This is a genomic window from Aquimarina sp. BL5, assembly GCF_003443675.1.
Taxonomy (GTDB): domain Bacteria; phylum Bacteroidota; class Bacteroidia; order Flavobacteriales; family Flavobacteriaceae; genus Aquimarina.
On the sequence record NZ_CP031963.1, the window covers coordinates 4872831 to 4897017 of the forward strand.

The 24187-nt window shown below is 31.4% G+C and carries 29 protein-coding genes and 1 tRNA gene; 13 read left to right on the forward strand and 17 right to left on the reverse strand.

Annotated elements, in window-relative coordinates; genetic code table 11:
- The first annotated feature begins 247 nt into the window (after window positions 1-247).
- The 3 genes from D1818_RS20385 to D1818_RS20395 all read left to right on the forward strand — a co-directional run bounded on the left by D1818_RS20385 (window position 248) and on the right by D1818_RS20395 (window position 2537).
- Window positions 248-754 (forward strand): Dps family protein, encoded by a 507-nt coding sequence (locus tag D1818_RS20385; protein ID WP_118461260.1) that lies wholly within the window; start codon window positions 248-250, stop codon window positions 752-754.
- 46 nt (window positions 755-800) lie between these two features.
- Window positions 801-1268 carry a hypothetical protein gene (locus tag D1818_RS20390; protein WP_118461262.1) on the forward strand — a complete coding sequence of 156 codons (468 nt, stop codon included), beginning with the start codon at window positions 801-803 and terminating at the stop codon, window positions 1266-1268.
- A 204-nt stretch (window positions 1269-1472) separates the two neighbouring features.
- Window positions 1473-2537 carry a response regulator transcription factor gene (locus D1818_RS20395; RefSeq protein WP_118461264.1) on the forward strand — a complete coding sequence of 355 codons (1065 nt, stop codon included), beginning with the start codon at window positions 1473-1475 and terminating at the stop codon, window positions 2535-2537.
- A gap of 5 nt (window positions 2538-2542) precedes the next feature.
- Here the strand turns inward: D1818_RS20395 and D1818_RS20400 are convergent, their stop codons facing one another.
- The 3 genes from D1818_RS20400 to D1818_RS20410 are packed head-to-tail and all read right to left on the reverse strand — an operon-like array spanning window position 2543 to window position 3427.
- Window positions 2543-2746, reverse strand: a complete 204-nt coding sequence (locus tag D1818_RS20400; protein ID WP_118463972.1) for a DUF6327 family protein — start codon at window positions 2744-2746, stop codon at window positions 2543-2545.
- A gap of 4 nt (window positions 2747-2750) precedes the next feature.
- A complete protein-coding gene (locus tag D1818_RS20405) occupies window positions 2751-3098 on the reverse strand; it encodes a phage holin family protein (RefSeq protein ID WP_118461266.1) in 348 nt (115 codons plus the stop codon).
- Entirely contained in the window at window positions 3098-3427 is a 330-nt protein-coding gene (locus tag D1818_RS20410; RefSeq protein ID WP_118461268.1) for a YtxH domain-containing protein, read from the reverse strand. The genes D1818_RS20405 and D1818_RS20410 overlap by 1 nt, the downstream gene beginning before the upstream one ends.
- Window positions 3428-3834: 407 nt before the next feature.
- On the opposite strand from D1818_RS20410, the gene D1818_RS25505 reads away from it, so the two are divergent.
- The 5 genes from D1818_RS25505 (at window position 3835) to D1818_RS20430 (ending at window position 7715) form a co-directional block, all read left to right on the forward strand.
- Complete coding sequence (locus D1818_RS25505; RefSeq protein WP_162897291.1) at window positions 3835-3987, forward strand: hypothetical protein; 153 nt, start codon at window positions 3835-3837, stop codon at window positions 3985-3987.
- Between the two features lie 92 nt (window positions 3988-4079).
- Entirely contained in the window at window positions 4080-4538 is a 459-nt protein-coding gene (locus D1818_RS20415) for a hypothetical protein (protein ID WP_118461270.1), read from the forward strand.
- Between the two features lie 48 nt (window positions 4539-4586).
- Entirely contained in the window at window positions 4587-6326 is a 1740-nt protein-coding gene (locus D1818_RS20420) for a thiamine pyrophosphate-dependent enzyme (protein WP_118461273.1), read from the forward strand.
- Window positions 6327-6412: 86 nt separating this feature from the next.
- The gene (locus D1818_RS20425) at window positions 6413-7273 is read left to right on the forward strand and encodes a mechanosensitive ion channel family protein (protein WP_118461275.1); all 861 of its coding nucleotides are present in this window, start codon (window positions 6413-6415) and stop codon (window positions 7271-7273) included.
- 58 nt (window positions 7274-7331) lie between these two features.
- Complete coding sequence (locus D1818_RS20430; RefSeq protein ID WP_118461277.1) at window positions 7332-7715, forward strand: DoxX family protein; 384 nt, start codon at window positions 7332-7334, stop codon at window positions 7713-7715.
- Window positions 7716-8175: 460 nt separating this feature from the next.
- Here D1818_RS20430 and D1818_RS20440 read toward each other — a convergent pair whose 3' ends face one another.
- From D1818_RS20440 to corA, 7 genes are all read right to left on the reverse strand, one after another.
- On the reverse strand, window positions 8176-8856 hold the full coding sequence (locus D1818_RS20440; RefSeq protein WP_118461281.1) for a type 1 glutamine amidotransferase domain-containing protein: 681 nt from the start codon (window positions 8854-8856) through the stop codon (window positions 8176-8178).
- An 18-nt stretch (window positions 8857-8874) separates the two neighbouring features.
- Entirely contained in the window at window positions 8875-9174 is a 300-nt protein-coding gene (locus D1818_RS20445; RefSeq protein WP_118461283.1) for an HPF/RaiA family ribosome-associated protein, read from the reverse strand.
- 22 nt (window positions 9175-9196) lie between these two features.
- Window positions 9197-10033: a formate/nitrite transporter family protein gene (locus D1818_RS20450; protein WP_118461285.1), complete on the reverse strand. Its 837-nt coding sequence runs from the start codon at window positions 10031-10033 to the stop codon at window positions 9197-9199.
- A gap of 51 nt (window positions 10034-10084) precedes the next feature.
- Entirely contained in the window at window positions 10085-10726 is a 642-nt protein-coding gene (locus tag D1818_RS20455) for a nitroreductase family protein (protein ID WP_118461287.1), read from the reverse strand.
- 500 nt (window positions 10727-11226) lie between these two features.
- Window positions 11227-11715, reverse strand: coding sequence for a Dps family protein (locus D1818_RS20460; RefSeq protein ID WP_240338269.1), 489 nt, complete (start codon window positions 11713-11715; stop codon window positions 11227-11229).
- Window positions 11716-11746: 31 nt separating this feature from the next.
- Window positions 11747-12061 carry a lipopolysaccharide assembly LapA domain-containing protein gene (locus D1818_RS20465; RefSeq protein WP_118461291.1) on the reverse strand — a complete coding sequence of 105 codons (315 nt, stop codon included), beginning with the start codon at window positions 12059-12061 and terminating at the stop codon, window positions 11747-11749.
- A gap of 206 nt (window positions 12062-12267) precedes the next feature.
- On the reverse strand, window positions 12268-13356 hold the full coding sequence (gene corA / locus D1818_RS20470) for a magnesium/cobalt transporter CorA (RefSeq protein WP_118461293.1): 1089 nt from the start codon (window positions 13354-13356) through the stop codon (window positions 12268-12270).
- 424 nt (window positions 13357-13780) lie between these two features.
- On the opposite strand from corA, the gene D1818_RS20475 reads away from it, so the two are divergent.
- Window positions 13781-13888, forward strand: a complete 108-nt coding sequence (locus D1818_RS20475; RefSeq protein ID WP_120752501.1) for a DUF3124 domain-containing protein — start codon at window positions 13781-13783, stop codon at window positions 13886-13888.
- Between the two features lie 60 nt (window positions 13889-13948).
- Here the strand turns inward: D1818_RS20475 and D1818_RS20480 are convergent, their stop codons facing one another.
- The gene (locus D1818_RS20480; RefSeq protein WP_118461297.1) at window positions 13949-14482 is read right to left on the reverse strand and encodes a mechanosensitive ion channel family protein; all 534 of its coding nucleotides are present in this window, start codon (window positions 14480-14482) and stop codon (window positions 13949-13951) included.
- Between the two features lie 237 nt (window positions 14483-14719).
- On the opposite strand from D1818_RS20480, the gene D1818_RS20485 reads away from it, so the two are divergent.
- Window positions 14720-15898, forward strand: a complete 1179-nt coding sequence (locus D1818_RS20485; RefSeq protein ID WP_118461299.1) for a cation:proton antiporter — start codon at window positions 14720-14722, stop codon at window positions 15896-15898.
- A 475-nt stretch (window positions 15899-16373) separates the two neighbouring features.
- Here D1818_RS20485 and D1818_RS20490 read toward each other — a convergent pair.
- Window positions 16374-16447: transfer RNA gene (locus D1818_RS20490), tRNA-Arg, on the reverse strand.
- 105 nt (window positions 16448-16552) lie between these two features.
- On the opposite strand from D1818_RS20490, the gene D1818_RS20495 reads away from it, so the two are divergent.
- The gene (locus D1818_RS20495; protein WP_118461301.1) at window positions 16553-17065 is read left to right on the forward strand and encodes an adenine phosphoribosyltransferase; all 513 of its coding nucleotides are present in this window, start codon (window positions 16553-16555) and stop codon (window positions 17063-17065) included.
- A gap of 65 nt (window positions 17066-17130) precedes the next feature.
- Here the strand turns inward: D1818_RS20495 and D1818_RS20500 are convergent, their stop codons facing one another.
- On the reverse strand, window positions 17131-17949 hold the full coding sequence (locus D1818_RS20500) for a hypothetical protein (RefSeq protein WP_118461303.1): 819 nt from the start codon (window positions 17947-17949) through the stop codon (window positions 17131-17133).
- Window positions 17950-18170: 221 nt separating this feature from the next.
- On the opposite strand from D1818_RS20500, the gene D1818_RS20505 reads away from it, so the two are divergent.
- Complete coding sequence (locus D1818_RS20505) at window positions 18171-19025, forward strand: M57 family metalloprotease (protein ID WP_118461305.1); 855 nt, start codon at window positions 18171-18173, stop codon at window positions 19023-19025.
- Window positions 19026-19041: 16 nt separating this feature from the next.
- Here D1818_RS20505 and D1818_RS25765 read toward each other — a convergent pair whose 3' ends face one another.
- From D1818_RS25765 to D1818_RS20520, 3 genes are all read right to left on the reverse strand, one after another.
- The gene (locus tag D1818_RS25765; protein WP_118461307.1) at window positions 19042-19191 is read right to left on the reverse strand and encodes an SsrA-binding protein; all 150 of its coding nucleotides are present in this window, start codon (window positions 19189-19191) and stop codon (window positions 19042-19044) included.
- Window positions 19192-19263: 72 nt separating this feature from the next.
- Window positions 19264-21330, reverse strand: a complete 2067-nt coding sequence (locus D1818_RS20515; RefSeq protein ID WP_118461309.1) for a M56 family metallopeptidase — start codon at window positions 21328-21330, stop codon at window positions 19264-19266.
- Window positions 21331-21334: 4 nt separating this feature from the next.
- Window positions 21335-21691, reverse strand: a complete 357-nt coding sequence (locus D1818_RS20520) for a BlaI/MecI/CopY family transcriptional regulator (RefSeq protein ID WP_118461311.1) — start codon at window positions 21689-21691, stop codon at window positions 21335-21337.
- Window positions 21692-21876: 185 nt separating this feature from the next.
- Between D1818_RS20520 and D1818_RS20525 the strand changes: the two genes are divergently transcribed.
- Window positions 21877-22830 (forward strand): calcium/sodium antiporter, encoded by a 954-nt coding sequence (locus tag D1818_RS20525; RefSeq protein ID WP_118461313.1) that lies wholly within the window; start codon window positions 21877-21879, stop codon window positions 22828-22830.
- Between the two features lie 318 nt (window positions 22831-23148).
- Here D1818_RS20525 and D1818_RS20530 read toward each other — a convergent pair whose 3' ends face one another.
- The gene (locus tag D1818_RS20530) at window positions 23149-24171 is read right to left on the reverse strand and encodes a glutamine synthetase beta-grasp domain-containing protein (protein ID WP_118461315.1); all 1023 of its coding nucleotides are present in this window, start codon (window positions 24169-24171) and stop codon (window positions 23149-23151) included.
- Window positions 24172-24187: the final 16 nt, after the last annotated feature.

The following is a 24187-nucleotide window of genomic DNA, read 5'->3' on the forward strand; positions in this document are numbered from 1 at the left end:
TTTTACTTGAATTTTATATAGTTTCGTCAAATCCGAAAAGGGTGCTTTTTTTCAAGTAACACTAAATTTCTAAAACCATATTCTTATAATTTCCATCTTATGTTTGCTCTCTTTACGATAGAGTTAAGATAAATAGTATATGAGCAAAAGATGCCATTCTACTCAAGGTATCTTTGTAATGAACAAAAAAAGAATAATACAATTCTATTGTTCGACTTTACTATATTATTAATCTTAAAAAATTGCTATGAATTATTTGAACATGGATGAGAAAAAGCTTTTACCAGTAGTATTAGAATTAAATATACTTTTAGCCGATTACAATTTATACTACCAAAAATTAAGAGGGTTCCACTGGAATATTTTGGGAAAAAATTTCTTTGATCTCCACATAAAATTTGAAGAATTATATAATGATGCTAAAATAAAAATTGATGAAATCGCAGAGCGTATTTTAACATTACAGCATCATCCAGTAAGTCAGTTTGCAGAGTATATCAAATTATCAGATTTAAAAGAAGTGACACCTTTGATGAAAGATATAGAAATGGTTACAGAATTACTTGGAGATCATAAAAAATTACTAACTCAAATGAGGGTGATACTGGAACATGCTGGAGAGGCAGGAGACGAAGGTACAATAGATATGGTAGGAGCTTATATTAGAGAGTTAGAAAAGTCAAGCTGGATGTTAAATGCTTGGTCTAAAAATACCTCAGACCATTTGGATACTAGTATGATTAGAAAAGCATAACCAAATAACCAAATTAATAAATAATAACCTTTTAAAATTATATAAAATGAAAATGATAAAATTAATAACAACATTGTTAATCACATTTACACTTACAGGTGCTATTGCACAAAGTAATAAACAGGTTGTAAAAACTAGAACTACTAAAACATACGAGTTCAAGAAAGACGGTAAAACAGTGCCTTACAGAATCACTGTGTACAAAACAGGAAAGTCAAAAGTAATGTTGGATGAATCTGATAAAGGAAAGTTGAATCAAGATATAAAAGCCACTCCGCAACAAGTTACAAAATTGATTTATGTAGATAATGATCTATATAGTGATTATGATAAATATATTGTATTACGATACACCAAAGATGCTAATGATAGTTTTGAATTAAAGCCTACAGAAAAGGGTTTTAAAGTAATAGTTGATAATAAAAATGTAGAATATATTTTTGGAGAAGGAGTATATTTCGTGAATAACGCAGACAAAGATTACTTTTTTGTAGATGAATTTGATTCGATCTAAAAAAATATTTAAAGAAATAATTGTTTTTAAAGACTCCCTTTTTCGGGAGTTTTTTTTTGATTTTATAAGATGCTATCTGTAATAGCCTTTCTTTTTTGATGTACCTTAACAAAATCTTATACTTCAAATCAAGAATAAATTATTTTTGTTTGTTAATTTTACGATAACGCTCAACAAAATAACATTCTAATCATTTTTTTAAAGATGTACGCAGAACCAACAACCGCTATAGAAATTAATATTACTGCTAAGGATACTGAAGGAACAGTTAGGCAAATTCAGGAAGTTATAGGGGGAAGAATAGAGGAACGATGGGGAGAGTACGAACTCACTGTTAATAATCTAAATGCTCATGGATCCATTAGATTTATTACGTTTGATTGGGGAGTAAACTTATTGGAATATGATATTATATTTCATAAAGAATTTGTATTAGTAATGGATGCTTCAGAATACAATCCAATTCACTTTGCATATTGCCTTACAGGACATTGTGGACATAGATTTGGATTCCAAAATGAAGTACATACTTTAGAACAGTTTCAGTCAGTTATTGTCACTAGCCGAGATGGAGGATATAACTACGGGTATTTTCCAAAAGAAGAAAAATTAGAAATTAATGTAATACAAATTGCTAGAAAGAAATATTTAAAAAAGCGACTTAATAATGTATCACAGCTTAATGAAAGGCTGTATAAGGTTTTTATGGATGAAGATCACGAAAAAGCCTTTGCTTATTTTGGTACTTTTAATTTAAAATTAGCAGACCAGATAAGTGCTTTACGGAAAATAAAGCAAAAAGGTATGATAAGGATATTACAAATAGAAGGTATGATTTATCAAATTTTATCTATGCATATTCAACAACATGATCGAGCAATGAAAGAGAAAGTATTACCTACTACGCTTTTAAAAAGAGAATTAAAGTTAGTTAGAGGTTTGGCTAAGAAAATTATCAAGGATGTAGCGAAAGATTATTCTTTAGAACAATTATCCGAAGAAACAGGTTTACCTCAGGCAAAGCTTCAGGAAGGATTTAAATTATTATATGCTAGAACGGTAACAGAATATATTCGACACGTACGATTAGAAGCTGCCAGGGATTTGATACGAACAACTGACATGAATATTTCAGAGATTGTTTATTCTATAGGATTTAGTAGTAGAAGTTATTTCTCTAAAATTTTTAAAGAAAAGTATGATATTAGCCCTAATAATTTCAAAAACAGAACTGAATTGCCTTTAGACGAAGTCGTAGGTGTGTCCTAACGATACTATTTAAAGAACTTTTTAATCAGATAAAATATACTATATTTCTTTACCGCACTAAGAACTGTGGAAACCCACTGATACGGTTGTAAATCATCTTTGAACTCAGATTTTAGAAGTTTCATTTCTTCTAAGGATATTTGACGTTGTAAACTCAATTTACGCAGATCTTGTTCTATTTCCTTGAATGAAGTGTATGTCTTTTTCATAGCGTTAATCAAAAAATTCTTGAGACATTTTTCTTATAATGTTTTTATCAATTTTTTGGCGAATAAGATATGCTATACCTGTAATAGTAAACAGTGCTGCAGCCACTATTAAACAAGCTAATGCAGTACTGCCAATAAGTTGTCCTAGCCAAATTGCTCCCGACACCGTCAAGAATATTAATCCAAGGAAAAGCAAGCCACCAATAATGGCCAGCTTGCTTAAGAATGAAAATGCTCTTGCCAATTGCTGGAAAGCTTTAAGCTTATAATATTCTTGAGAGGCTTTTACATACTTTTCTCCAGAATCAAAAGCTTTATTAGAGGTTTCGTTTAATGCGTTAATTACTCCCATTACGATTTTTGTAATTTCTTGTTCTTAGCTTTCAGCTCGCTTAATTTTTTTTCAAGGGAAGTAATAACATCATCTGCTTTATAACTTGCATCAGAAACTAGAGACTCAATTTTGGTGTCTAACGTTTCTTTTTGGGTAGATACAGTATCTGCTATCTGATGTTTTAAACTAGAAGCTTCTCTTGCTAAATGATCTTTGGTCGCTTGCGCTTCATCTGCTAATCTTTTTCTGGTATTTACACCTTTATCTGGCGCAAATAGAATCCCTAAGGCTGCACCAATTGCGGTTCCTGCCAAAATTCCTAAAAATGTATTTCCACTATTACTCATTGTTATTGTTTTTTATGTTGTTAAAATATTTATTACAAAATTCATCAAAAATAGTTGTAAGCTTTGACTCAAACCATAAGGATGTTAACGGAAATGATTTTTGGCAAACGAACTAACATTTATATCAAAAGCGTTCATCCTTTTACATCTCTCAATCTATCTTTGGAATGTAGTTAAAATGATGTTGGATGGCAAGTACAATCACAAGAATTTAACCTTCTACAGGAGAAATTATCGTATTTACGTAAATGATGTTGGTACTTCCGTGAAAAATGTAGGAAGCATGTTCTGCTCAAAGATTATTTTTTGTTGGTATTGAGATTACAGGATACGGTAGAGAATTTTGACTTTACAAATAAGAAAATGGTTTACATAAATAATAAAAGTTTAATTAAAACATATAAAAAATGAAATTCGTAAAAGAAGAAGACGAGGAAAGAAGAGATTATATTTTTCAGAAAAACACAAAGACAAAAGTAGGGACAAAGTTTATTGTATTGGTATTGATTTTATTGATAGTTGGAGTTGTTGCTTCAGGAGTTTTCTTAGATGTATTTTAATGTTTATTGATGCTTTTGAAAGTAATAATCACGGCAAAATAGTGAATAAGTAGAAATCACAATCTTTTTTTTAATAGGTAAATAATAACAATATGGCAAAAATAACTGAAGTGACCCTTGATAAAATTCCAGAATATATTGAGGTAGATGATGCTAAAACAAACACTATCATCGTAAAAACTGAAATACAGTTTCATCCATTGGATATATCTGGTAATATGGAGTATTTATTACATCTATTTGTCTACGATGTTCATGGCATGAAAGATGTCCCTGTATTGATTTCTAATTGGGACGATACCAAAGTGTTGCGAGTAGTTAGAAATGAACGGAAGGATGATTTTTTATGCAAGGAAAGTATTTTGATAAGATCAGAAGAAGCAAATAAAGAAAATATAAGTATTAAAACACCTATGACTATCAGATTGGGGAAATTACAAGGCAATACTTCGGTATATACTAGAAAATTTGAAGTTTTTGCCACACTTATTCCAGCGATAGATAGAGTATCAAAATGGTCAAAACCTTTTGAATCCCAGCTAGTTTTTTAAAAACAAAGAATGATGCTGAGGTTGAATAGTTAATTTAAAAATAAAAAAATGAATGTATCTGAACAGTTATTGGAAATATTGCAAAATGAAGGAGTGAAACATATTTTTGGAGTTGCAGGAGATGCTTTAAATCCTCTTATAGATGCTATTGGTAAACAGGATATTATTGAGTGGGTTGGAGTACATCATGAAGGTAATGCATCTTATGCAGCGTTTGCTCAGGGAGAACTTAATCATAATTTTGGGGTTTGCGCAAGTACTGTAGGTCCTGGTGCGTTACATTTGATTAATGGCTTATATAATGCAAAAAAAGAACGATCTCCTGTAATTGCGATAACTGGGCAAATACCAATCGAGCATTTAGGGACAAACTATCATCAAGAAGCTGATCTTAAAAAAATATATGATGACATATGTGAATATCAAGCGGTCATTAGATCTCCTGAAGAAGCGCCAAGGGTTATTCTTAGGGCTATCAGGATTGCAGTAAATCACCAATGCGTTTGTAGAATAGAATTGCCGGCAGATATTGCGCAAATGAAAGCCGAAAATAGAAATTTTGTTCATACGATATTCAGATCAAAAAGTAACATTATTCCTAGTCAAGAGGAGTTGAACCTTGCTGCAAAACTCATCAACGAATCCAAAAAAATAGGAATTTTAGCAGGAGCCGGGTGTAGAGAAGCTAGAGAAGAAGTGATTAGTTTCTCACAATTATTAAAAGCTCCAATAACGCATACACTAAGAGCAGCAGATGTATTTGATCACTCAACTGATAATGTCGTTGGATTAACAGGACTCATTGGTAATCCTTCAGGTTATAAAGCGGTGATGGATTGTGATTTATTATTGATGTTAGGGACAGATTTTCCATATACCGATTTTCTTCCTGAAAACACTAAAACTATTCAGGTTGACATTAGACCAGAGAATATTGGTAATCGTTCACCTGTAACTTTAGGTCTTCACGGTGATATTCAAACAACAATTACTTCACTTCATAGTTTATGCTCAGAAAAAAAAGATGATTCCTTTTTAAATACCTTAACGGAAAAATTCGTTGATTGGAAAAAATCTAACGATGAAAAAGCAAATCCAGCTAGGGACATGGAACCTTTGCACCCTCACATTTTTGCAAAAGCTGCTAGCGATCTGGCTTCCAATGATGCTATTTTTGCTATCGATACGGGAACCGCTGCCATATGGGCTTCTAATTTTATGAATTTTCATTCTGATCGGAGAATCATAGGTTCTTTTAATCATGGATCAATGGCAGTAGGTCTTCCATCAGCTATTGGAGCACAACTTCAATTTCCCAATCGAGAGGTTTGGGCATTAATCGGGGATGGGGCTTTTAATATGTCACTACAAGATTTTTCTACAGCAGTGAAGTATGAATTGCCAATTAAGATTATTGTATTCAATAATTCTCAATTAGGTTTTGTCAAAATAGAAATGGAAGAAGCTGGATTAGCACCTAATTTTGAAGCTCTCAAGGTCGATAATTTCGATTTTGCAGAGTACGCAAAGCTTTGTGGAGGCGATGGAATAAAAGTTACTCATGCAAAAGACATTTTGGCGGCTATACAAATGGCAAAAAACTCTAAAAAGCCTTTCATCATTGATGCAGTAGTTACAAATGCAGAACTATCTTTATCTCCTAAGATAGGTTTCGAAGAAGCTAAGGGTTTTGGACTGTCAAAAATTAAAGAAATATTTAGAGCATTTAATGGAGAAAAAGAACAGTGGGAAAATATTAAACAAGAAATAGAAGCTTATTTTGATTAGATTAAGTGACAATTGATAGAAATGAAAAGCATATCAGAATAACAAATCAATATTAATAAATAGATAGATAGATAGGATAAAATAAAATGGAAAAATTAGGACTTACTGGAGAAAATTGGGAGCAATTTGTAAAATGGGTTTGGGATTTTGTACCGGGGCTCTTTTCTGCAATTGTAATTTTCTTTGTTGGTATATGGGTTATTAACCTTATTAGTAGAGGGCTTCGTAAATTCTTTCAGAAAAAAGATTATGACGAGACATTAGAAAGATTTCTATATGACCTTATTAATATAGGTCTCAAGATTTTATTGATAATTTTGGTAGTAACTCAATTAGGAGTTCAGACTTCTTCTCTTGTTGCGATATTAGGTGCAGCTGGTTTAGCCGTAGGTTTAGCGCTTCAAGGTTCTCTGGCTAATTTTGCTGGAGGTGTGTTGATTCTGTTTTTTAAACCTTTCAAAATAGGAGATTTTATAGAAACCCAAGGAGTTTCTGGTACAGTAAAAGAAATTTCTATATTCACTACCAAACTAAATACTTTTGGTAATCAATTGGCAGTAATTCCTAATGGCAAGGTATCTAATGGTAATATTATAAATTACTCATCAGAAGATAAAAGACGGGATAAAATAGAGATAGGAATAGCATATACGAGTAATATTAAAGAAGCAAAAGATATATTACTTGATTTGATTAACAATCAGGAAAAAGTTTTGAAAGACCCAGCTCCAGAAATTTACGTTTCTGATTTAGGAGATAGTGCAGTAACATTGTCATTGCGTTACTGGGCGACAAATGAAGATTTTTGGGCAGTTCATTTCTATACTATCGAAGAAGCTAAAAAACGCCTGGAAGATAAAGGTGTATCTATACCATTCCCGCAGAGAGAAATCCGTATGATCTCAGATAATAAATCAATACAGAACGCCGAAAAGAAAGATTCATAAATTTGAATATAGAATCTATCGAGTCGAAGGCACTATGGAATAATTAAAACTAATAATTATGAATTATGTAATCATTGCTATGCAGGTTGTCGTAGGACTAAGTATATTAAACGTATGGCTCATTCAGAATAAAAGAGCTACAAAATGGAGAGGAGGCACTGCCGGTAATATTATCGAAGAGTTTCAGGTGTACGGACTTCCAATATGGTCTTGTTATTTTATAGGCGCGCTAAAGGTTGTTTTGGCAGTTTTATTAATAATATCGATTTGGTATCCTGAACTAAAAGAATTTTCAGCACTTGGTTTGGCAACTCTTTTATTAGGATCAATACTAATGCATTTTAAAATTAAAGATCCATTATATAAATCTTTTCCAGCTTTTTTGTTTTTTGTAATGTGTACTCTTATCGCAGCTAGTAGTCATATCAATATTTATTTTTAAAACAGTTCTAAATAAAAGTATATTGAAGAAATATATATAAATTAAGAATAGCATATAACAATGATGGTAAAGAAGCGAGTATAGAATCTTTGATTTTTATTCGTACTCCAAAACCAAGTAGCATTAATAAGGCCAAAGAACCGGAGGACACTGAGATAAGAATGGGAGAATAAAAATAACCTACAATTAATCCTAAGCCTCCTAGTATTTGTAATACACCAGTCAAATTCCTTTTCTTTTCAAGACCAAACCGAATAAATTCATTTTTCATATGGCTAGAAAGTAGACAACTGAATCCATACAAAAGAAAAGATAGAGCTGAAAAAAATATTATGATGGCTAGCAATTTCATATTTCACTAAGGTATTGAATGATCTATTATACTTAATTATATTATCATAAAAAATGCAGGAACTTTAAATCCTGCATTTTTTGTAAGATATATTTTGTTGTTAAAGAATTAATTCTTCAGTATATTAAATAGTTTTTCGGCTACTTCTTCAGAAGATGCTGGGTTTTGTCCAGTAATTAAGTTTCCATCTTGCACTGAATAGGATTGCCAATCGTCGGCTTTACTATAGTTTCCGCCATTGTTTTTTAACATATCTTCTACTAAAAACGGAACAATATCTGTTAATTGAACCGCTGCTTCTTCACTATTGGTAAATCCGGTTACATTTTTGCCTTTTACAAGAAATTCACCGTCACTAGTTTTTACGTTTTTTAGAGCTGCAGGTGCATGGCATACCAAACCTGTGGGTTTATTACTTTCGTAGAATGATTGCAATAATTTAATAGAATCTTTGTCATTGGCAAGATCCCATAAAGGACCATGACCACCAGGGTAGAAAATGGCATCATAATTCTTTTCTTTAACTTCAGAAAGTTGTAAAGTTTTACTCAGTTTTTCCTGTAACTTTTTATCATTATGGAAGCGTTTCGTAGCTTCCGTTTGATTTTCCGGCTTGTCGCTGCTCGGGTCTATCGGAGGTTGGCCTCCTTTTGGGGATGCTAACGTAACTTCTGCACCTTTGCCGGTAAGATAATAATAAGGGGCAGCAAATTCTTCAATCCAAAATCCTGTTTTTTCTCCAGTATCTCCGAGTTTGTCATGTGATGTTAATACAAATAAAAATTTCATCCTTTTTGTTTTTTAATATTAATAAGTTTTCATTTTGTCTTTCCTTCTTTCTAATTGATCGTTGAGGTCTCTAATAGTTTCGGTAATTGCTTCCTCAAAACTTACTTTATCAGATGAGGCGTACAATCTTGGTCCCTGAGCACTTAATCGGATACCACAAATGTGTCCAGAGTTGTCATCTCTGTTCTCTTTTTTAAAGAAGATATCTGCACGAATTACGAAAGGATACTTATTAGATAAATTGCCTAATTTTTCTTCTACAAATGATTCTAATCGATCACTTGCACTTACGTTAGTGTATTCAAAAACTGTTTTCATTTATTTTTATTTTTTGTATTTATTAATTGTTACCGTTGTAGGCAAAAGCTTTGTATTTCAATAGGGCTACAAATACCACTCCACCTATAGCATTTCCTACAATCGCAATTCCCTGAAAGGAAAGATAGTCTATCATTGTGATATTTTTTGATACGATTAGTCCTGAGAAAACCTCAATATTCCCTACAATACTATGATGTAAGCCCATCGCACCAATTACTGCTGTAATGATATAAATAACCAAAATTCTACTAATCGTACTGTCTGAAGATGTGAGTAACCAAGATAATAATCCCATTAACCAACCTGCTAATATTGCACTCACGAATATGACAGCTAGATCGCTATGAAGTACGTGTTCTGCAACTTCTTCAACAATTTTTAGATCAAAGATTCCCAATTTAGGACCAATCCAAATGGCGACCGAGCTTATTAATATTCCTCCACAAATATTACCCGTAAGTACCAATCCCCATAACCTGAAAAGATCTATTATTTTTGATTTTTTATTTAATACAGGTAGTGTAAGCAAAGATGTTTGCTCAGTAAATAACATGGATTTTCCCAAAACAACAAGAATAAATCCAACTGGATAAACCAGTGCATTTATCTTCCATACTACAGCACTATTTGTTCCATCAGTGAAAAAAGCGGTCATTACGCAGATGAGTAGAAAACTAAACCCAATTTCTAAGCCCGCAGAGAATGAACTCAATAGAATACTTGAGTTTGTTTTGTCATAAATGATTAATGCTTCCGATACTTGTTCTCGCAAGATTTCAGAATGTGACATGGGTGAATTTTCTGCAGATTCGCTTTTTATATCTTTATCAATTTTCAATTCTTGATCTTCTATCATATTATTTCTGCTAAGTGCTTAATCTTAATTATTAATCTTTTTAATAAGCCCCTATTTAGAATTGTTTAATCCACTTTTAGAAGAGTCTAACCCAGGTTCATTCATATAATCGCCATTAAAGGTAAATTCTCGTTGCAACATTCTTGTTCTATTTTCAGGTTTTTCTTCATCCCTTAAATTCTCTGGTAAATCATTTATATTTCCGCCGTAATAGCCCACTGCAACTGCAGTAGCTACGTGAAACTCTTCATGAAATTTAAATTCTTTTCTGGCTTTTTTATGATCTACTCCAGCCATCTGATGTAAGGCTATACCAAGGTGTTGTGCTTGTGCTGAGGCATTTCCCATAAACAAACCCAGATCGTGTAATGCGTGGAAGTTTTCTTTACCGTCTTCAGTTGTTGTTTTGTAAGCATTTAGTAGTAATACAGGGGCGTTTTTCGCCCAAGATTGATTAAATTCACTTAGACAACTAAAAATTCTATCATACGTCTTACTACCTTTTATACCCCAGATTACCCTCCATGGTTGTCGATTGTAAGAACTTGGTGCCCATCTTCCGGCTTCGAAAATAGATCTTAACTCAGGCTCTGTAATTGGAATTTCTGAAAATATTCTTGGACTATACCTTTCCTTTAAAATAGGGAGTATTTCAAACTTTGTGTCTTTCATTTCAACAACTTCTTTTGTCATTTCTTTTTATTTTAAAGATACTTTTAGTTGAAGAAAGAATTTAACTCAAAACGTTTAGTCCTTAACTCGTATACATTTTTAAATAGTGCTGATTAAAAAAGTAGGCTTTGATCTTAGATACTTTTTTAGTATTCATAAAAAATATTTTTTAAAATCATCAAAATTGATATCAGCAATTAAATTTTTAACGAAGAGATTATTGAGGTTTATAGTATTGTAATTTTTTGGGGTTTCGTGATCTTACCTATTTTTTTTCTAACATTTCTTAAAAATGCTTTACTTCCAAATTTTTTTCTACGCAAACCTGGTCTTTGAATGTTATTTTTATTTTTCATTTACAATGCAATTAATTATATGATGAACGATTTATAGGCTAATGTAGAATAAATAGAGGAGTATTGTAAAAAAACACTGACTATTTTATAATACTCTGAAGCCTATTTTCTGTAATGGACTATTCTTTTTTTATCAGTCTGCTTTATTTTCCTAATATCTAAATTTTATGATGATTTAGACCAGGCAGTAAACATCCAGTGTCTCTTTTCTAATCTTCTTAAAAATTCTGTAGCCAATTCTTCTGTAGCAGAATCTCCCGTGTTTAGAGCGGCGTCGATAAGGTCTAATAAAGCACGGTGCAGTACGTTAAAATCTTTTAAGATTTCTTGCACCATTGCTATTGGAATCAATTCTCCCTCTACTTCTTCAATTTGAGATAGAGCTATATGCTGTTTTAGAGTGTTTTTTGGTTTTAAACCGAATACCCTAATGCGTTCGGCAAGAATATCTATTTGTGATTTTACTTCATTATATTCAATTTCAAATTGTTCATGTAACTCAAAAAAGTCTCCTCCTTCTACATTCCAATGAAACATCCTCAACTTATGATAATGCACAATATAATTTGATAATAGTTGATTTAGGGACACAACTATTTCTGCTGTTTCCAAATAGGTGAATCCTAATTTTTTATAAGATTTTTGTTTTTTCATTGTTTCTGACATATTCATTTTATGTTTTAGATTATTTTTCTACTTGACCTTCAGATAGTATGCTTTTTGCTTCAGGTTCTGATAACGTTTCATTTTCCTTTATTAGCGATTTTACTTTTTTTTGAGATTGATCTCTAAGCTTTTTTAAATGATAGATCGTTGGTATAATAGTTACTACTGTAACTAAAATAGCTGTTGAAAATGTAGTAAACAGAATCATGGATAAAGATGCTTCAGCTTCCCAAAAAAATAGTTGAATGGCTACCACTTGAGAATTTTGTAATGTAAAAATGGTAATACCTATCAATAATATTGCCGCTACAACTAACATAACTAGTTTCTTCATTTCTATATTTTTACCTTACACTTTAATTTTAATCAACTAAGTTTTGAAAAGAAATTCAAACGTAGGTTGATTAGTATATGTAAGTAAATGAAATTCTATAGATTATGTTAACGCATTTGACCAAAATAGTACCTCAAATGCAACAAGATATTTTACGTTAATAAATAGATGTTTTGTAAGTAATTATCAAGCTATACAGTATAAGGCTATAACCATTTCTTTTTTCTAAAGAAAATCAATAGCCCAATAAAAATGATAATCATAATACTCACTAGGGCGTGATATCCATATCGATATTTAAGTTCAGGCATATGCTCAAAGTTCATTCCGTATATTCCTGCAATAAAAGTTAGAGGAATGAATATGGTCGCTATAATGGTTAATACCTTCATAATACCGTTCATTTTATTACTGATGGTGGTCATGTACATATCCATGAGCCCCCAGATCATTTCTCGATAAACATCAATGTTCTCTTGTATATGAATGATGTGGTCATACAAATCCCTGTAATAGTCTTTGTTTTTTTCTAGGATCAGAGTCGTGTCAGATTTAACAATCCTGCCGATAACCTCTCTAAGTGGTAAAATACTTCTTCTTATGCGTAAGATTTCGCGTTTAAGCGATTGTATTTCTTGTGTGATATGATCTCCTTCCTTTTCATTAAATAACTCTTCTTCTAATTGTTCTACTTTATCACCAAGGTCATCAATAACTACAAAGTAATTGTCAAAAATAGCATCAAGTAAAGAATATGCAAGATACCCTGCTCCAGAGTTTCGAATTCTGCTTTTGGCATTCGTTATTCGAATTCTTACAGGATCAAAAATATCTTCGTCAGATTCTTGAAAAGTAATAACATGATCTTTTCCTAGTACTATAGAAATGTGCTCTACAATAAATTCTTTTTCTTTATTAAAATACATCATTTTTAGCACCAAAAAGATATAATTTTCGTATTCATCTATCTTTGGTCGCTGATCAGTATTTACTATATCTTCCAGAATTAAAGGATGTAGGCCATAAAATTCTCCAATGCTAATAATTTCTTTGGTGTGATTTAGACCATTTACATTAATCCAACTCACATGATCGTTGCCTTTAAAAGTAAATGCATCCTCAATATTGTCTGTTTCAGAAATATTATGGGTATCCCTTGTATAATCTTGAATCTCAACTTTGGTTTCGAGATGTTCTTTTTCACCAATATACACTACAGTTCCAGGTGCTTTCCCCAGACTTTGTGAGGATTTAGGTTTCTTACTTTTTTTGTGAATAGGTTTGTTTTTCTTCATAGTGTAACGGTTGTACTGTAAATGTATTAAAAAGAAATTTTGCATAAAATTTCGATAACAATACCCAGTTAAATTCTAAAAAATATAATTTCAATCTAAATTAATAGTAATTATTTCAGATCATGGATATATATAAAAACTTTTGTGCTGTATCAGTTTTTTTTCTTGTTTTATCGGGGTGTATTAAACAAAATCCTAACAAAAAATTATAACAAGGTGTACTTAAAGAAAATAAAATAGAGAATAACGCAATTTAGTTATCCGATGAAACAACAAATAGATGTGCCAATTTATTCTGACATCTATAATAATACCAAGGATTCTCGATTTCTACTTACAGCTATCTTAAACCACTAGAATCTATCGAATATGTGATTGAAGAGAAGGATACTTTGGGTGTGAGTGGAGCTAATTTTTTGATTACTTGGGGACTAATAAAATTATTAAACCAGTTTTTCAAGGAGTTATGGTTGGAATCTCTGGTCAACAAGGATTTGCATTCACTACTGGTGGAGTTGTTGTTTCAGAATAGGCGCTTGGCAATACGTAACAAATTATCTTTTTTTTAATTATTACTTACTTAAACATTGGTTTACGAAGATTGTTTTTTAGGTTCTTCTAATTGAGTTTTTTCTTTTCCTAAAATCTCAATACCTTTTTGTATTACAAGGGAGGTAGGAAGTGTGATATCACATCCATCATCTGTTTTCATAAAAAGATAAAACCCCGTGATGTCTTTAACTTCTCCACTCCAGTTAAAATCCTTGTCTAAAACTTTAATTCTATCACCAATTCGCATAGGATGACTAAAAAATAAAATTACGCTTGCAGTTAAATTAGATAGAATTGACCATTGTGCAAAAAAACCAACACCCAAAACAGCTAAAATCGAAGAAATAAATAGCGCAAATTGTTTATGATCTACACCCCAAATGATGGCCAAGAAAGAGCCTCCGGTTATATAAATAAGAAGATAGCTTAAATTAAATATAATTTTTCTTCGGTTTACATCAATTGACTTAACGAAACTAAACTTCTTGATTGCTCTCTGAGTAAGAAATATTACTAAAATCATAATAACTAATAATATGATAGTGAATAGTAACTCATGTTTGAATATCAACATAACAAATGTTTTATAGTTTTTGGTAAAACTATTTTTTATTCATCAATGAAAAAAGAAAAATAAAACTTTTTAGGAAAATCTATAGGAATCAAAACATTTTTCATTTTTTCTTGAGATTTATACTACTATAAAAAGTACTAAATAACTCGTTATTAATATTTATAAGCGCCGTACATTTTTGAAATATAGTATGCATTAATTAGCAATTACAGTTACATTTGAATAAATGTTTTTTGTATGTTTTTAATTTCTAAGATCGAACCAATTATTCAAATAATCTCTGTTCTGGCGATACTTGTCATTGTTCTTAGCATCATCTTAAGAAAAATGAATCAAACATACATTATTGGATATATTTTGGCAGGTATCCTTCTTGGAGAGCAAGGATTGGCAGTTGTTGATGATAAAGAATCGGTTGAACTTTTAGGAGAATTGGGAGTGATTCTTTTACTGTTTTTTATAGGCATGGAAATTAATCTTATTGATTTTCTTAAACGATGGAAACTTGCAGTACTTGGCACCTTGCTGCAAATTATTTTAAGTGTATTATTAGTCTTTTTTATTGGGAGTTTTTACGATTGGAGTTTAGCTAGGTCGGTAGTATTAGGATTTGTAATTGCTTTAAGTAGTTCTGCAGTGGTAATCAAACTTCTACAGGATAAGCATCTTATTGATACTAGAATAGGGAAAAATGTGTTAAGTATCTTGTTAGCTCAGGATATAGTTTTTGTACCTCTATTAATAATTATCTCCCAGCTTGGAGGTAAAGCTGAATCTACAGAAAGTATTGTATTAATGATTATTGGAGCAATAGTGATTGTTGCCACACTAGTATATATTTATATAAAAGGTGTAATTGTATTACCGTATTCAAAAAAAATATACCGAGATCATGAATTACAAGTTTTTATGGCTATTTTTCTATGTTTTGGTGGTGCTTTAGCAACATCTTTTTTCGGCATATCTCCTGCTTTGGGAGCTTTTGTTGGAGGAATGATTATTAATGCAGCAAAGGCAACAGATTGGATACACGACACATTACATTCTTTTAGAGTATTGTTTGTATCCTTATTTTTTATTAGTGTTGGATTACAAATAGATCTTGGTTTTGTGTACAATAATCTTTGGACCATATTCTCTGTTATTTTTGTAGTGTATATAACCAATCATTTATTGAATACTGTAATATTAAAGGTTTTTTCAAACACCTGGAAAGAGGCATTTTTAGGAGGGGCTCTTCTGGCTCAAATAGGAGAATTAAGTTTTTTGATTAGTTCCACTGCATTAGGTTTAGGTATTATAGAAGAATTCTCCTATAACTTCACTATAAGTCTAATTTCTTTAACTCTAATAATTAGTCCCTTTTGGATCGGCTTGTCAGAAAAATTGATTAATCGGAAAAAGAATAATGAATAGGAAAAAATTATCTCTATTTAAGAATAACAATAGTTCAATTTAGATTTAGCAATTCTAGTATGGAAAACTATTATTCATAACTTTTACAGGTGTATTGTAATTTTTTCTTTTTAAGGTCTGCATTAGAAAAATTAACAACATTACTATCTACATATCCTCGAATAGAGGTTTTTTTAGAATTTCTTTTAAGACATTATCATTTACATTTTAAAAGTTAACGGATATCTTTTTTGGTAACATGATTTTAGTTTTGCCTAGATGTGTTTTCAAAAAATAGTATTATCTACGATTAGCATATTCCTGTTAGATAATATTCTATCAATGTTTTTTTATTTAAAAGCAGCCTACGTAGGTTTCAATCTGGGATCTACTGAATCTTATTAAAGAAGGTTTTAGTTCAGGATTTAAAACAAGAATTTTATGCAAATAAAAAAGCGTTACAGTGATTTATTTCTGTAACGCTTTAATTTTGATGTGACCTCGGCAGGATTCAAACCTGCAACCTCTTGAGCCGTAATCAAGTGCACTATTCAGTTATGCTACGAGGCCTTTTTTGCGGGTGCAAATATATGGCTATTTTATAAATTATGAAACTATTTTAAAATTTCTTTTCCATTTTTAGGGCTCTTTTTTGATTTTGGTTATTTTGCAGACATGAACATACGAGATTTAGTAAGAGATATTCCAGACTTTCCAAAGCCAGGAATTGTTTTTAAAGATATCACTCCACTTTTAGCAGATTCTGAAGCTTTAGTGCATTGTGCAGATCAATTGGCTGGATTATGTCCAACCGACATAAAAGTTGATAAAGTAATTGGTATTGAGGCTAGAGGGTTTATTTTGGGAGGTATGATTGCACAGCGATTAGATGCAGGTTTTATTCCTGTTCGAAAGAAAGGAAAACTACCGTCAAAAGTAAATTCTAAAAGGTATGGATTAGAGTATGGAGAAGATGTCTTAGAAATTCACAAAGATGCTATTAAAGCTGGGGAACATATATTAATTCATGATGATGTTTTGGCTACTGGAGGAACCGCACAAGCTGTATGTGAACTCGTAGAAGAGTTAGGAGGTATTGTAGTGCAATGTAATTTTATTATGGAGTTGAACTTTCTTAAAGGAAGAGAAAAGTTAGAGACTAAGGTGGCTTCTTTATTAAATTATTAATAGATAGAAAAGAAAAGAGCCTTCAGTATTTTGAAGACTCATTTTGTACACAATTTATTACAGGATTATTTTTTGGTGGTTGCAATAATAGCTCCATCTTTTGCTTTATCTCCGTAAATACTGATCGCCGTTGTAGCTTTTAGGAAATCAACTTCATCTAATTTATCTGATTTGGCTAATTCATCTAATGTTTTGAAATTAGATTCTTCTCCATCGATAATGATTAATTTATCAATATCTGGATCATCTACAAAGCTAAATTTCTTCGATTTACTAAAGTGAGATGGGAATTGTTGACCATTAAAAATAAAGTTTCCATCTTCATCTTCATTAAATTCAAAAGAATTCGTGATTTGATCTTTTAGCTTACTTATATCAAAATGCTGGCCGTTAAAAAATATGGAATCTCCTTCTTGATCAAAATCGAAGTTAAATCTGAAATTCTGATTTTTTAAAATGCTATCTAGGTCAATATTCTGATGGTTAAAGCCAATTTGATTTTTCCAGGAAGCAATATCAAACATTCCAGAATTAGTGATATATAAATTGCCATTTTTATAGCCAAGCTCTACATCCGATATAGGTTCTGAAGAAGAGGAAGAGTACTTGCTTTTAGCGCTTCCTTTTTTAAGAATAATGCTTAAACTAGTAATTTCATTTTGTTTGTTAAACTCTATTCTTTCTATGATAAATTCAATACCATTTTCAGAGAAAAAAGTTTTAAGATCCTCGAGCTCCTTTTCTGTAGTGTTTTTATTGATAGTGGCAATGATCTCATTAGGTTGAGATTCGTTCTGCATTCTATTAATATATGTGCCAGAAGTAAATGCTGTTAGGGATAGTATACCTAGTATACCCATTCCTAGAATGATCCATTTTTTCATACTAAATATTGTTTTTCGGTTTTCGATTTTAATTGAAATGTATTCTTTTTTAAATACGAAAAATAGAAATCAATGTTGCAAAGTGAATCTTTAAAGAGCATTGTAATAAGGAGTTTTGGGTAATTTAATGTATGTAATAGTGGATTTAGTATCAATAATTTGGTGTTGATTTTTCTAGCTTTGGAGGAACTAATTTAAGTATAAACACAAACTCTAATTTTATGAAAAATTTAAAAATTTTAACAAGGACACTTTTAGTGCTATTTGTTTTTTCGTTTTTCTCGTGCGAAAAAGAACCAGTGACCGCGATCAATGAATCTTCTCAAGATATTCCTAAAGAAATAGTAGAGAAAATTTCAGAATTGAACTTTAATCATACCCAAGTCACTAAAGAAATATTGACAGATATCGATGGTAGTCAAAGCGAGATGTATCTTATAGAAGACGATATTGCTTTTACTTACGATCAAATTATGCAAATGGATAATGGAGATGGTGTGCATAGTAAACAGTATCATACTACTAATCTTGTAACTACTCCAAGAGCCATTCGTGTTGTGGGCTACAACGGAAATAATCGTTTTGGTCTAAGTGATATTGCTCAGACAGGTTTGAGGTATGCTGTGAATAACTATAATGCTATTAATGTGGATTTTCAGCTTGAATTAGTGTTTACAACTAATTTTAATGATAATGATATTGTGGCTTATACACAAACCAGTGCATCGGAGATAGCTCAAGATGGAGTGAGAGGAAGGGCTGGGTTTCCAAGTGGAGGAGAACCTTTTAAAAGAGTAATCATTAATGGTGGAGCAAATACTAATAATAATGATCAACTACTAGAGGGGTTATTCACTCATGAATTAGGACACTGTTTTGGATTAAGACATACTGATTGGGATACTCGTCAATCCTGCGGACAAACCGGAGAACCCGTAAATCCGAATGGAGCAATTTATATTCCTGGTACCCCAGGAGCTAGTCAGGATCCAGGCTCAATCATGAATGCTTGTTTCCCATTTAATGGAGGTGAGTTCGGTGAATTTGATATAGTAGCCTTAGAATTCCTTTATTAACGGTTTAAGAATGCTTTTAAAGAGCTCTTTTAGTTACGTATAACCTCCAACCAAAAATTAGCATTTGTAATTTGCTGGCTTTACTAAGGTCTAAACGTTTTTTGGTAAAGCTGGGAAGTAGTAGTTTGTTTAGTTTTGCGATAAAGATAAAAAGCTGTTTTTCCATATATCTAAAATAAAAAAACTCATCGAATTATGATGAGTTTTTGGTTACTTGTTTATGTATGGTACAGTATGTTTATTTTTTTAAAATAACTTCTACAACACCATTTTTTGCTCCTTTACCATATTTCTCTATTGCCTTTTCTGCCTTATAAACATTTACTGATTCGATTTGTTTGTGTTTAATTTCTTCAAATTCCTTACGACTAATTTCTTTTCCGTCAACAAATATTAATGGTTTTGTATCGACTTCACCGATACTCATATTATTTTTGTCAATATTTAGATTAAAACCTGTGCCTTTTTTTTCGAGTTTTTTTGTGGTAATATTGATGACACCATCTTTTGCTTTTTTTCCGTATTTCTTAACACTAGCTTTACCTTTGGAGATATCAATACTTTGAATTTCCTCGGATTTTAGTTTTTTTACTTCTTTTTTGCTGGCTTTTTTTCCATCAATAAAAAATAAAGGATCTTTTCTCGAATTACCATCAAAATCAAAAATTGTTTTGTGATCATCTGAATTGATGAATATATGATCTTCATCATCATGGTGATCACTTCTTATAATAAACTTGTTTTTATCACCTTTTTTTCTGATTACTTTTCTTTTATGCTTTTTGTCACCTTCTACAATAAAAAGACTTTCTCCTTCATCACCTGAATTGATTTCTATTACGTGACCGTCGCTATGTTTATTGTGTTTGTTTTTACTAATCCTAATATTTTTATGACCACTGCTAGATTGTCCTATATTAATCTTATCGCTTTTACTGTCATAAGACAAAACAAACGGAGTTATTGGAGTGTCGTTAGCAATAGAGAAATTAGCATTACTCTTTTTGGATGATACTTTAACGCTGATGCTGGTAATTTCATTCTTGCTATTTCTGTTGAGATCACTAAATGTTACTGTTACATCATATTCATTTTTAAAAATCCTTTTAACTTTTTCTAAATGATCTTTTGTAGCGCTTTTGTTTATAATGAATTCGATTGCATTTTTTTTGACTTTGGTGTTTTTTGACTTTGTCAAAGGTTTTTCTTCTATTGGAGAGGTGATTTTTACGGTGGACTTACTAACAGCAAGATTATGAGCCATTACATTTTGATGCTGTATTATATTGGGATGCTCTTTTTTAGAAGGAAGCAAATGTTCACTAATTTTAGTATCATCTTCCTTTTTAGTAGGAAATTTAATTTTTTCGGAAATAATATCGGCATCATTGCGCAAATCTTCCATCACAGAAGTAACTTGATCTGGAGTTTTATTTTGAATATAATGTATCTCTGTTTTAGTATTAAAACTCCATAAAAACAAACATAATAGAGGCAATATAATTGTTGCTTTCCAGAGATTCTGTTGATTTGATTTTTTCTTGTTTAACATAACGATTCGTTTTTTGATTAATGATTGATAAAAATTATTCGTGATTGATGAGTAATTACTTGATGATACTTTAACTAAAGTTAATTGGTACTCTTTTTTTGAAGTAAGATCGCGGGTTGCTTCTTGATCAGCAATGAATTCTAGGTTTTGTTGTAAACTTTTTTTGTAAAGCCATATAAATGGGTTAATCCATTGAAATATTGCAAAAATGTTGGTTATTAATATGTCTACTGTGTGGTATTGTTTTGCGTGTATTTTTTCATGCTTCAAAATCATTTCTAATTCCTTAACATCATGGAGTATTGGGTTAAATATGATGTATTTGAAGAAAGAAAATGGAGCAATATCTTCTGTTGTTTTTAAAAAAGAAAACCCTTCATTTTTTCTATTCTGGCTCCTTTTAAAGATTTTTAATAGGGATATTAGTTGAAGAACAAAACGTCCCAATAGAATCAGTACGAAAGTGATATATATATTAAAGACAATTAACAACCAATGTATTGGTTCGGGTTGGTTTTCTATAATGTCTGAGTGTGAAGAGTTGTATTCTATTGTTTGGAAAATGGGTTGTTCTATAAGTTCTATTGTAGTAAACTCCAAAAATGGAAGCAATAATGAGCTTAGTATTCCTGTAAGTAAGAAATGCCTGTTAACTTTAAAAAATGTGTCTTTTATTAAAAGAAAGAAATAAACAAGGTAGAATAAAGATAATATAACACTTGACTTAAGTAAGTAGATTAAAAAAGCTTCCATAGTGTTATTTTTTTTGTTCGATTACATCTAAAATTTCTCGTAATTCTTTTGCTGTAATTTTTTCTTCTTTGGCGAAAAATGAGACCATGTTTTTATAAGAATTATTAAAATATTGTGTCATCGCTTTGCTTACAAAATTATTTCGATACGCTTCTTTAGTAATGATAGGATAGTACTGATGGGTTTTTCCATATGCCTTGTGTCCTATATAACCTTTGTCTTCTAAATTTCTGATGATCGTAGATACAGTATTGTAATGTGCCGTGTTATTTAGTTCGGCCTGTACTTCTTTTGCAAATGCTTTTTCTAGTTTCCATAAAACTTGCATGATTTCTTCTTCCTTATTAGTCAATTTTTCCATTTACAGATTTTTAAGTAGTTTCAAATATATAACTATAAAAATAGTTATACAACTGTTTTTGTAGTTATTTAACTATTTTTTTAGTTTTTTGGTTATGAAACCATATAAAATGAAATCAAAAAATGCTAGTTACATCCGTGACATATGGTATTCTTATTTTATATTCGCAAACAAATAAATAGCATATGATACAGAGCATAGTTTTTGTAATAATCGGGTTTGTACTCTTAGTAGTTGGAGGAGAGTATTTAGTGCGTTCTTCAGTAGCCTTATCTTTTAGATTAAAGCTATCAAAAATGGTTATTGGTCTTACCGTTGTGTCATTTGCTACCTCTGCACCAGAGTTATTGGTGAGTTTACAGGCAGCTTTAGGTGGGTCTGCAGATCTTTCTCTTAGTAATATTATAGGTTCTAATGTAGCGAATATCGGATTGGTTTTAGGGATAACGGCGCTTATTGGGCCTTTAGCTATAGACAAGGATTTTTATAAATTTAATTGGCCTGTAATGATGCTACTATCTTTGGCATTGTATTTCTTTTTGGATAACGATGGTGTATTAACCAGAACCGAAGGTGGTGCGCTATTAATTTCTTTGTTTATTTATATGTTCTTATTAATTAAACGAGCAAGAAGACATGCTGATAAAATGATCGAAGAAGTAGATGACGCGTTAGAAAAGGTTTCTAATTTTAAGATGATTCTTTGGTTATTGATAGGAGGGGTGGCACTGTATTTCGGTTCAGAATTGTTGGTAGAAGGAGCAAAGGACATAGCAACTAGAATGGGAGTAAGTGAAGCTGTAATTGGACTTACTATGGTTGCAATAGGAACTAGTGTTCCAGAATTAGCAGCCTCCGTAATTGCTGCATTAAAACAAGAAAAAGCAATTTCTTTGGGTAATCTTATCGGTTCTAATATTTTTAATATAGCATCTGTTCTTGGTGTTACTTCGTTGATTCAACCAATAGCGGTTACCGATCCAAGATTAATGAATATCGATATCTTTTGGATGCTTGGATTTGCATTGATTCTATTACCTCTAGCTTTTATTCCAAAAAAAATGATTTTAGGTAGACTAAAGGGGTTTTTGATTTTTGCTGGATATTGTGTGTTTATAGCTTTAGTATTTATAAAGTAAATCTTTTCATTACTAATAAAGGAGGTAACAATTTTTCGTTAATATTTTGTAGCTGTCTAAAAGAATTTCTTGATTAAATACACACCCGATAAGAGTCAAGTTTTAGATGTGTTAGATAGTTGTTTGTTAAAACTAAAATTGTCTATATAAGAAAGCTAAAGAGGTCTTCTGGCGCTGAAGTAGTGATCAATAGTAAAACAAATTCTAGTATTGTATGAGAATGAGTATTGAAGAATTAAAAATAAAAAAGTCTCTTGAAAATATCAAGAGACTTTTTTTGCGTTTAACAAGTTTTAGTTAGTTACTTGCTAAGAATCATTATGCAGTAACTGCTGAAACATCTGCAGTTTTTACAGTTTTTACGATTCTAGCTGCAATTTTATAAGGATCACCATTAGATGCAGGACGACGATCTTCTAACCATCCTTTCCATCCGTTTTCTACAGTGATAATTGGTATTCTTATAGAAGCACCTCTATCTGATACTCCATAAGAGAATTCATTAATAGATTGTGTTTCGTGTTCTCCTGTTAATCGTTGGTCATTAAATTCACCATAAACAGCGATATGTTCTTTAGTAACAGGTCTGAATGCTTCACAAATAGTTTCGTAAACTTCTTTAGATCCGCAAGTTCTTAATATTTCGTTAGAGAAATTCGCGTGCATACCAGAACCATTCCAGTCACCTTTTACTGGCTTAGGGTGATATTCAATATAGTATCCATATTTTTCAGTAAGTCTATCTAGTAAATATCTAGCAACCCATATTTCATCACCTGCTTTTTTAGCACCTTTAGAAAATAATTGGAATTCCCATTGACCACTTGCAACTTCCTGATTGATTCCTTCGAAGTTAAGTCCAGCATCGATACATAGATCTGCGTGTTCTTCTACGAAATCTCTACCATGAGTGTTTCTTCCACCAACAGAACAGTAATACATCCCTTGTGGTCCAGGATAACCACCAACAGGGAAACCTAAAGGTAGTTGTGTATTTCTATCCATAATAAAGTATTCTTGCTCGAAACCAAACCAGAAATCACCATCATCGTCTATTGTTGCTCTTGCATTAGATTCGTGCGGAGTTCCATCAGCATTTAGAACTTCTGTCATTACTAAGTACCCATTTCTTCTTGTCGGATCAGGATAAATAGCTACTGGTTTTAATAAACAATCAGAAGAACCTCCTTCTGCTTGTCTTGTAGAACTACCGTCAAAAGACCATACAGGACAATCTTCAAGCTTTCCACTAAAATCATCCTCAACTTTTGTTTTACTTCTTAGATTAGCAGTTGGCTTATAACCATCTAACCAAATGTATTCTAATTTAGCTTTACTCATAATTAATACTTTATAA

Excerpts from the sequence above, each read along its gene's own strand:
- D1818_RS20450 (WP_118461285.1), bottom strand. The coding sequence starts at position 10,033 with ATGATAGAAGATCAAGAATTGAAAATTGATAAAGATATAAAAAGCGAA.
- D1818_RS20400 (WP_118463972.1), bottom strand. The coding sequence starts at position 2,746 with ATGAAAAAGACATACACTTCATTCAAGGAAATAGAACAAGATCTGCGT.
- D1818_RS20525 (WP_118461313.1), top strand. The coding sequence starts at position 21,877 with ATGATACAGAGCATAGTTTTTGTAATAATCGGGTTTGTACTCTTAGTA.
- D1818_RS20425 (WP_118461275.1), top strand. The coding sequence starts at position 6,413 with ATGGAAAAATTAGGACTTACTGGAGAAAATTGGGAGCAATTTGTAAAA.
- D1818_RS20415 (WP_118461270.1), top strand. The coding sequence starts at position 4,080 with ATGGCAAAAATAACTGAAGTGACCCTTGATAAAATTCCAGAATATATT.
- D1818_RS20465 (WP_118461291.1), bottom strand. The coding sequence starts at position 12,061 with ATGAAGAAACTAGTTATGTTAGTTGTAGCGGCAATATTATTGATAGGT.
- D1818_RS20530 (WP_118461315.1), bottom strand. The coding sequence starts at position 24,171 with ATGAGTAAAGCTAAATTAGAATACATTTGGTTAGATGGTTATAAGCCA.
- D1818_RS20480 (WP_118461297.1), bottom strand. The coding sequence starts at position 14,482 with ATGTTGATATTCAAACATGAGTTACTATTCACTATCATATTATTAGTT.
- D1818_RS20410 (WP_118461268.1), bottom strand. The coding sequence starts at position 3,427 with ATGAGTAATAGTGGAAATACATTTTTAGGAATTTTGGCAGGAACCGCA.
- D1818_RS20430 (WP_118461277.1), top strand. The coding sequence starts at position 7,332 with ATGAATTATGTAATCATTGCTATGCAGGTTGTCGTAGGACTAAGTATA.
- D1818_RS20405 (WP_118461266.1), bottom strand. The coding sequence starts at position 3,098 with ATGGGAGTAATTAACGCATTAAACGAAACCTCTAATAAAGCTTTTGAT.
- D1818_RS20385 (WP_118461260.1), top strand. The coding sequence starts at position 248 with ATGAATTATTTGAACATGGATGAGAAAAAGCTTTTACCAGTAGTATTA.
- D1818_RS20390 (WP_118461262.1), top strand. The coding sequence starts at position 801 with ATGAAAATGATAAAATTAATAACAACATTGTTAATCACATTTACACTT.
- D1818_RS20440 (WP_118461281.1), bottom strand. The coding sequence starts at position 8,856 with ATGAAATTTTTATTTGTATTAACATCACATGACAAACTCGGAGATACT.
- D1818_RS20395 (WP_118461264.1), top strand. The coding sequence starts at position 1,473 with ATGTACGCAGAACCAACAACCGCTATAGAAATTAATATTACTGCTAAG.
- D1818_RS20445 (WP_118461283.1), bottom strand. The coding sequence starts at position 9,174 with ATGAAAACAGTTTTTGAATACACTAACGTAAGTGCAAGTGATCGATTA.
- D1818_RS25765 (WP_118461307.1), bottom strand. The coding sequence starts at position 19,191 with ATGGAAAAACAGCTTTTTATCTTTATCGCAAAACTAAACAAACTACTA.
- D1818_RS20495 (WP_118461301.1), top strand. The coding sequence starts at position 16,553 with ATGAACATACGAGATTTAGTAAGAGATATTCCAGACTTTCCAAAGCCA.
- D1818_RS20515 (WP_118461309.1), bottom strand. The coding sequence starts at position 21,330 with ATGGAAGCTTTTTTAATCTACTTACTTAAGTCAAGTGTTATATTATCT.
- D1818_RS20485 (WP_118461299.1), top strand. The coding sequence starts at position 14,720 with ATGTTTTTAATTTCTAAGATCGAACCAATTATTCAAATAATCTCTGTT.
- D1818_RS20520 (WP_118461311.1), bottom strand. The coding sequence starts at position 21,691 with ATGGAAAAATTGACTAATAAGGAAGAAGAAATCATGCAAGTTTTATGG.
- D1818_RS20500 (WP_118461303.1), bottom strand. The coding sequence starts at position 17,949 with ATGAAAAAATGGATCATTCTAGGAATGGGTATACTAGGTATACTATCC.
- D1818_RS20420 (WP_118461273.1), top strand. The coding sequence starts at position 4,587 with ATGAATGTATCTGAACAGTTATTGGAAATATTGCAAAATGAAGGAGTG.
- corA (WP_118461293.1), bottom strand. The coding sequence starts at position 13,356 with ATGAAGAAAAACAAACCTATTCACAAAAAAAGTAAGAAACCTAAATCC.
- D1818_RS25505 (WP_162897291.1), top strand. The coding sequence starts at position 3,835 with ATGAAATTCGTAAAAGAAGAAGACGAGGAAAGAAGAGATTATATTTTT.
- D1818_RS20505 (WP_118461305.1), top strand. The coding sequence starts at position 18,171 with ATGAAAAATTTAAAAATTTTAACAAGGACACTTTTAGTGCTATTTGTT.
- D1818_RS20455 (WP_118461287.1), bottom strand. The coding sequence starts at position 10,726 with ATGACAAAAGAAGTTGTTGAAATGAAAGACACAAAGTTTGAAATACTC.
- D1818_RS20460 (WP_240338269.1), bottom strand. The coding sequence starts at position 11,715 with ATGAAAAAACAAAAATCTTATAAAAAATTAGGATTCACCTATTTGGAA.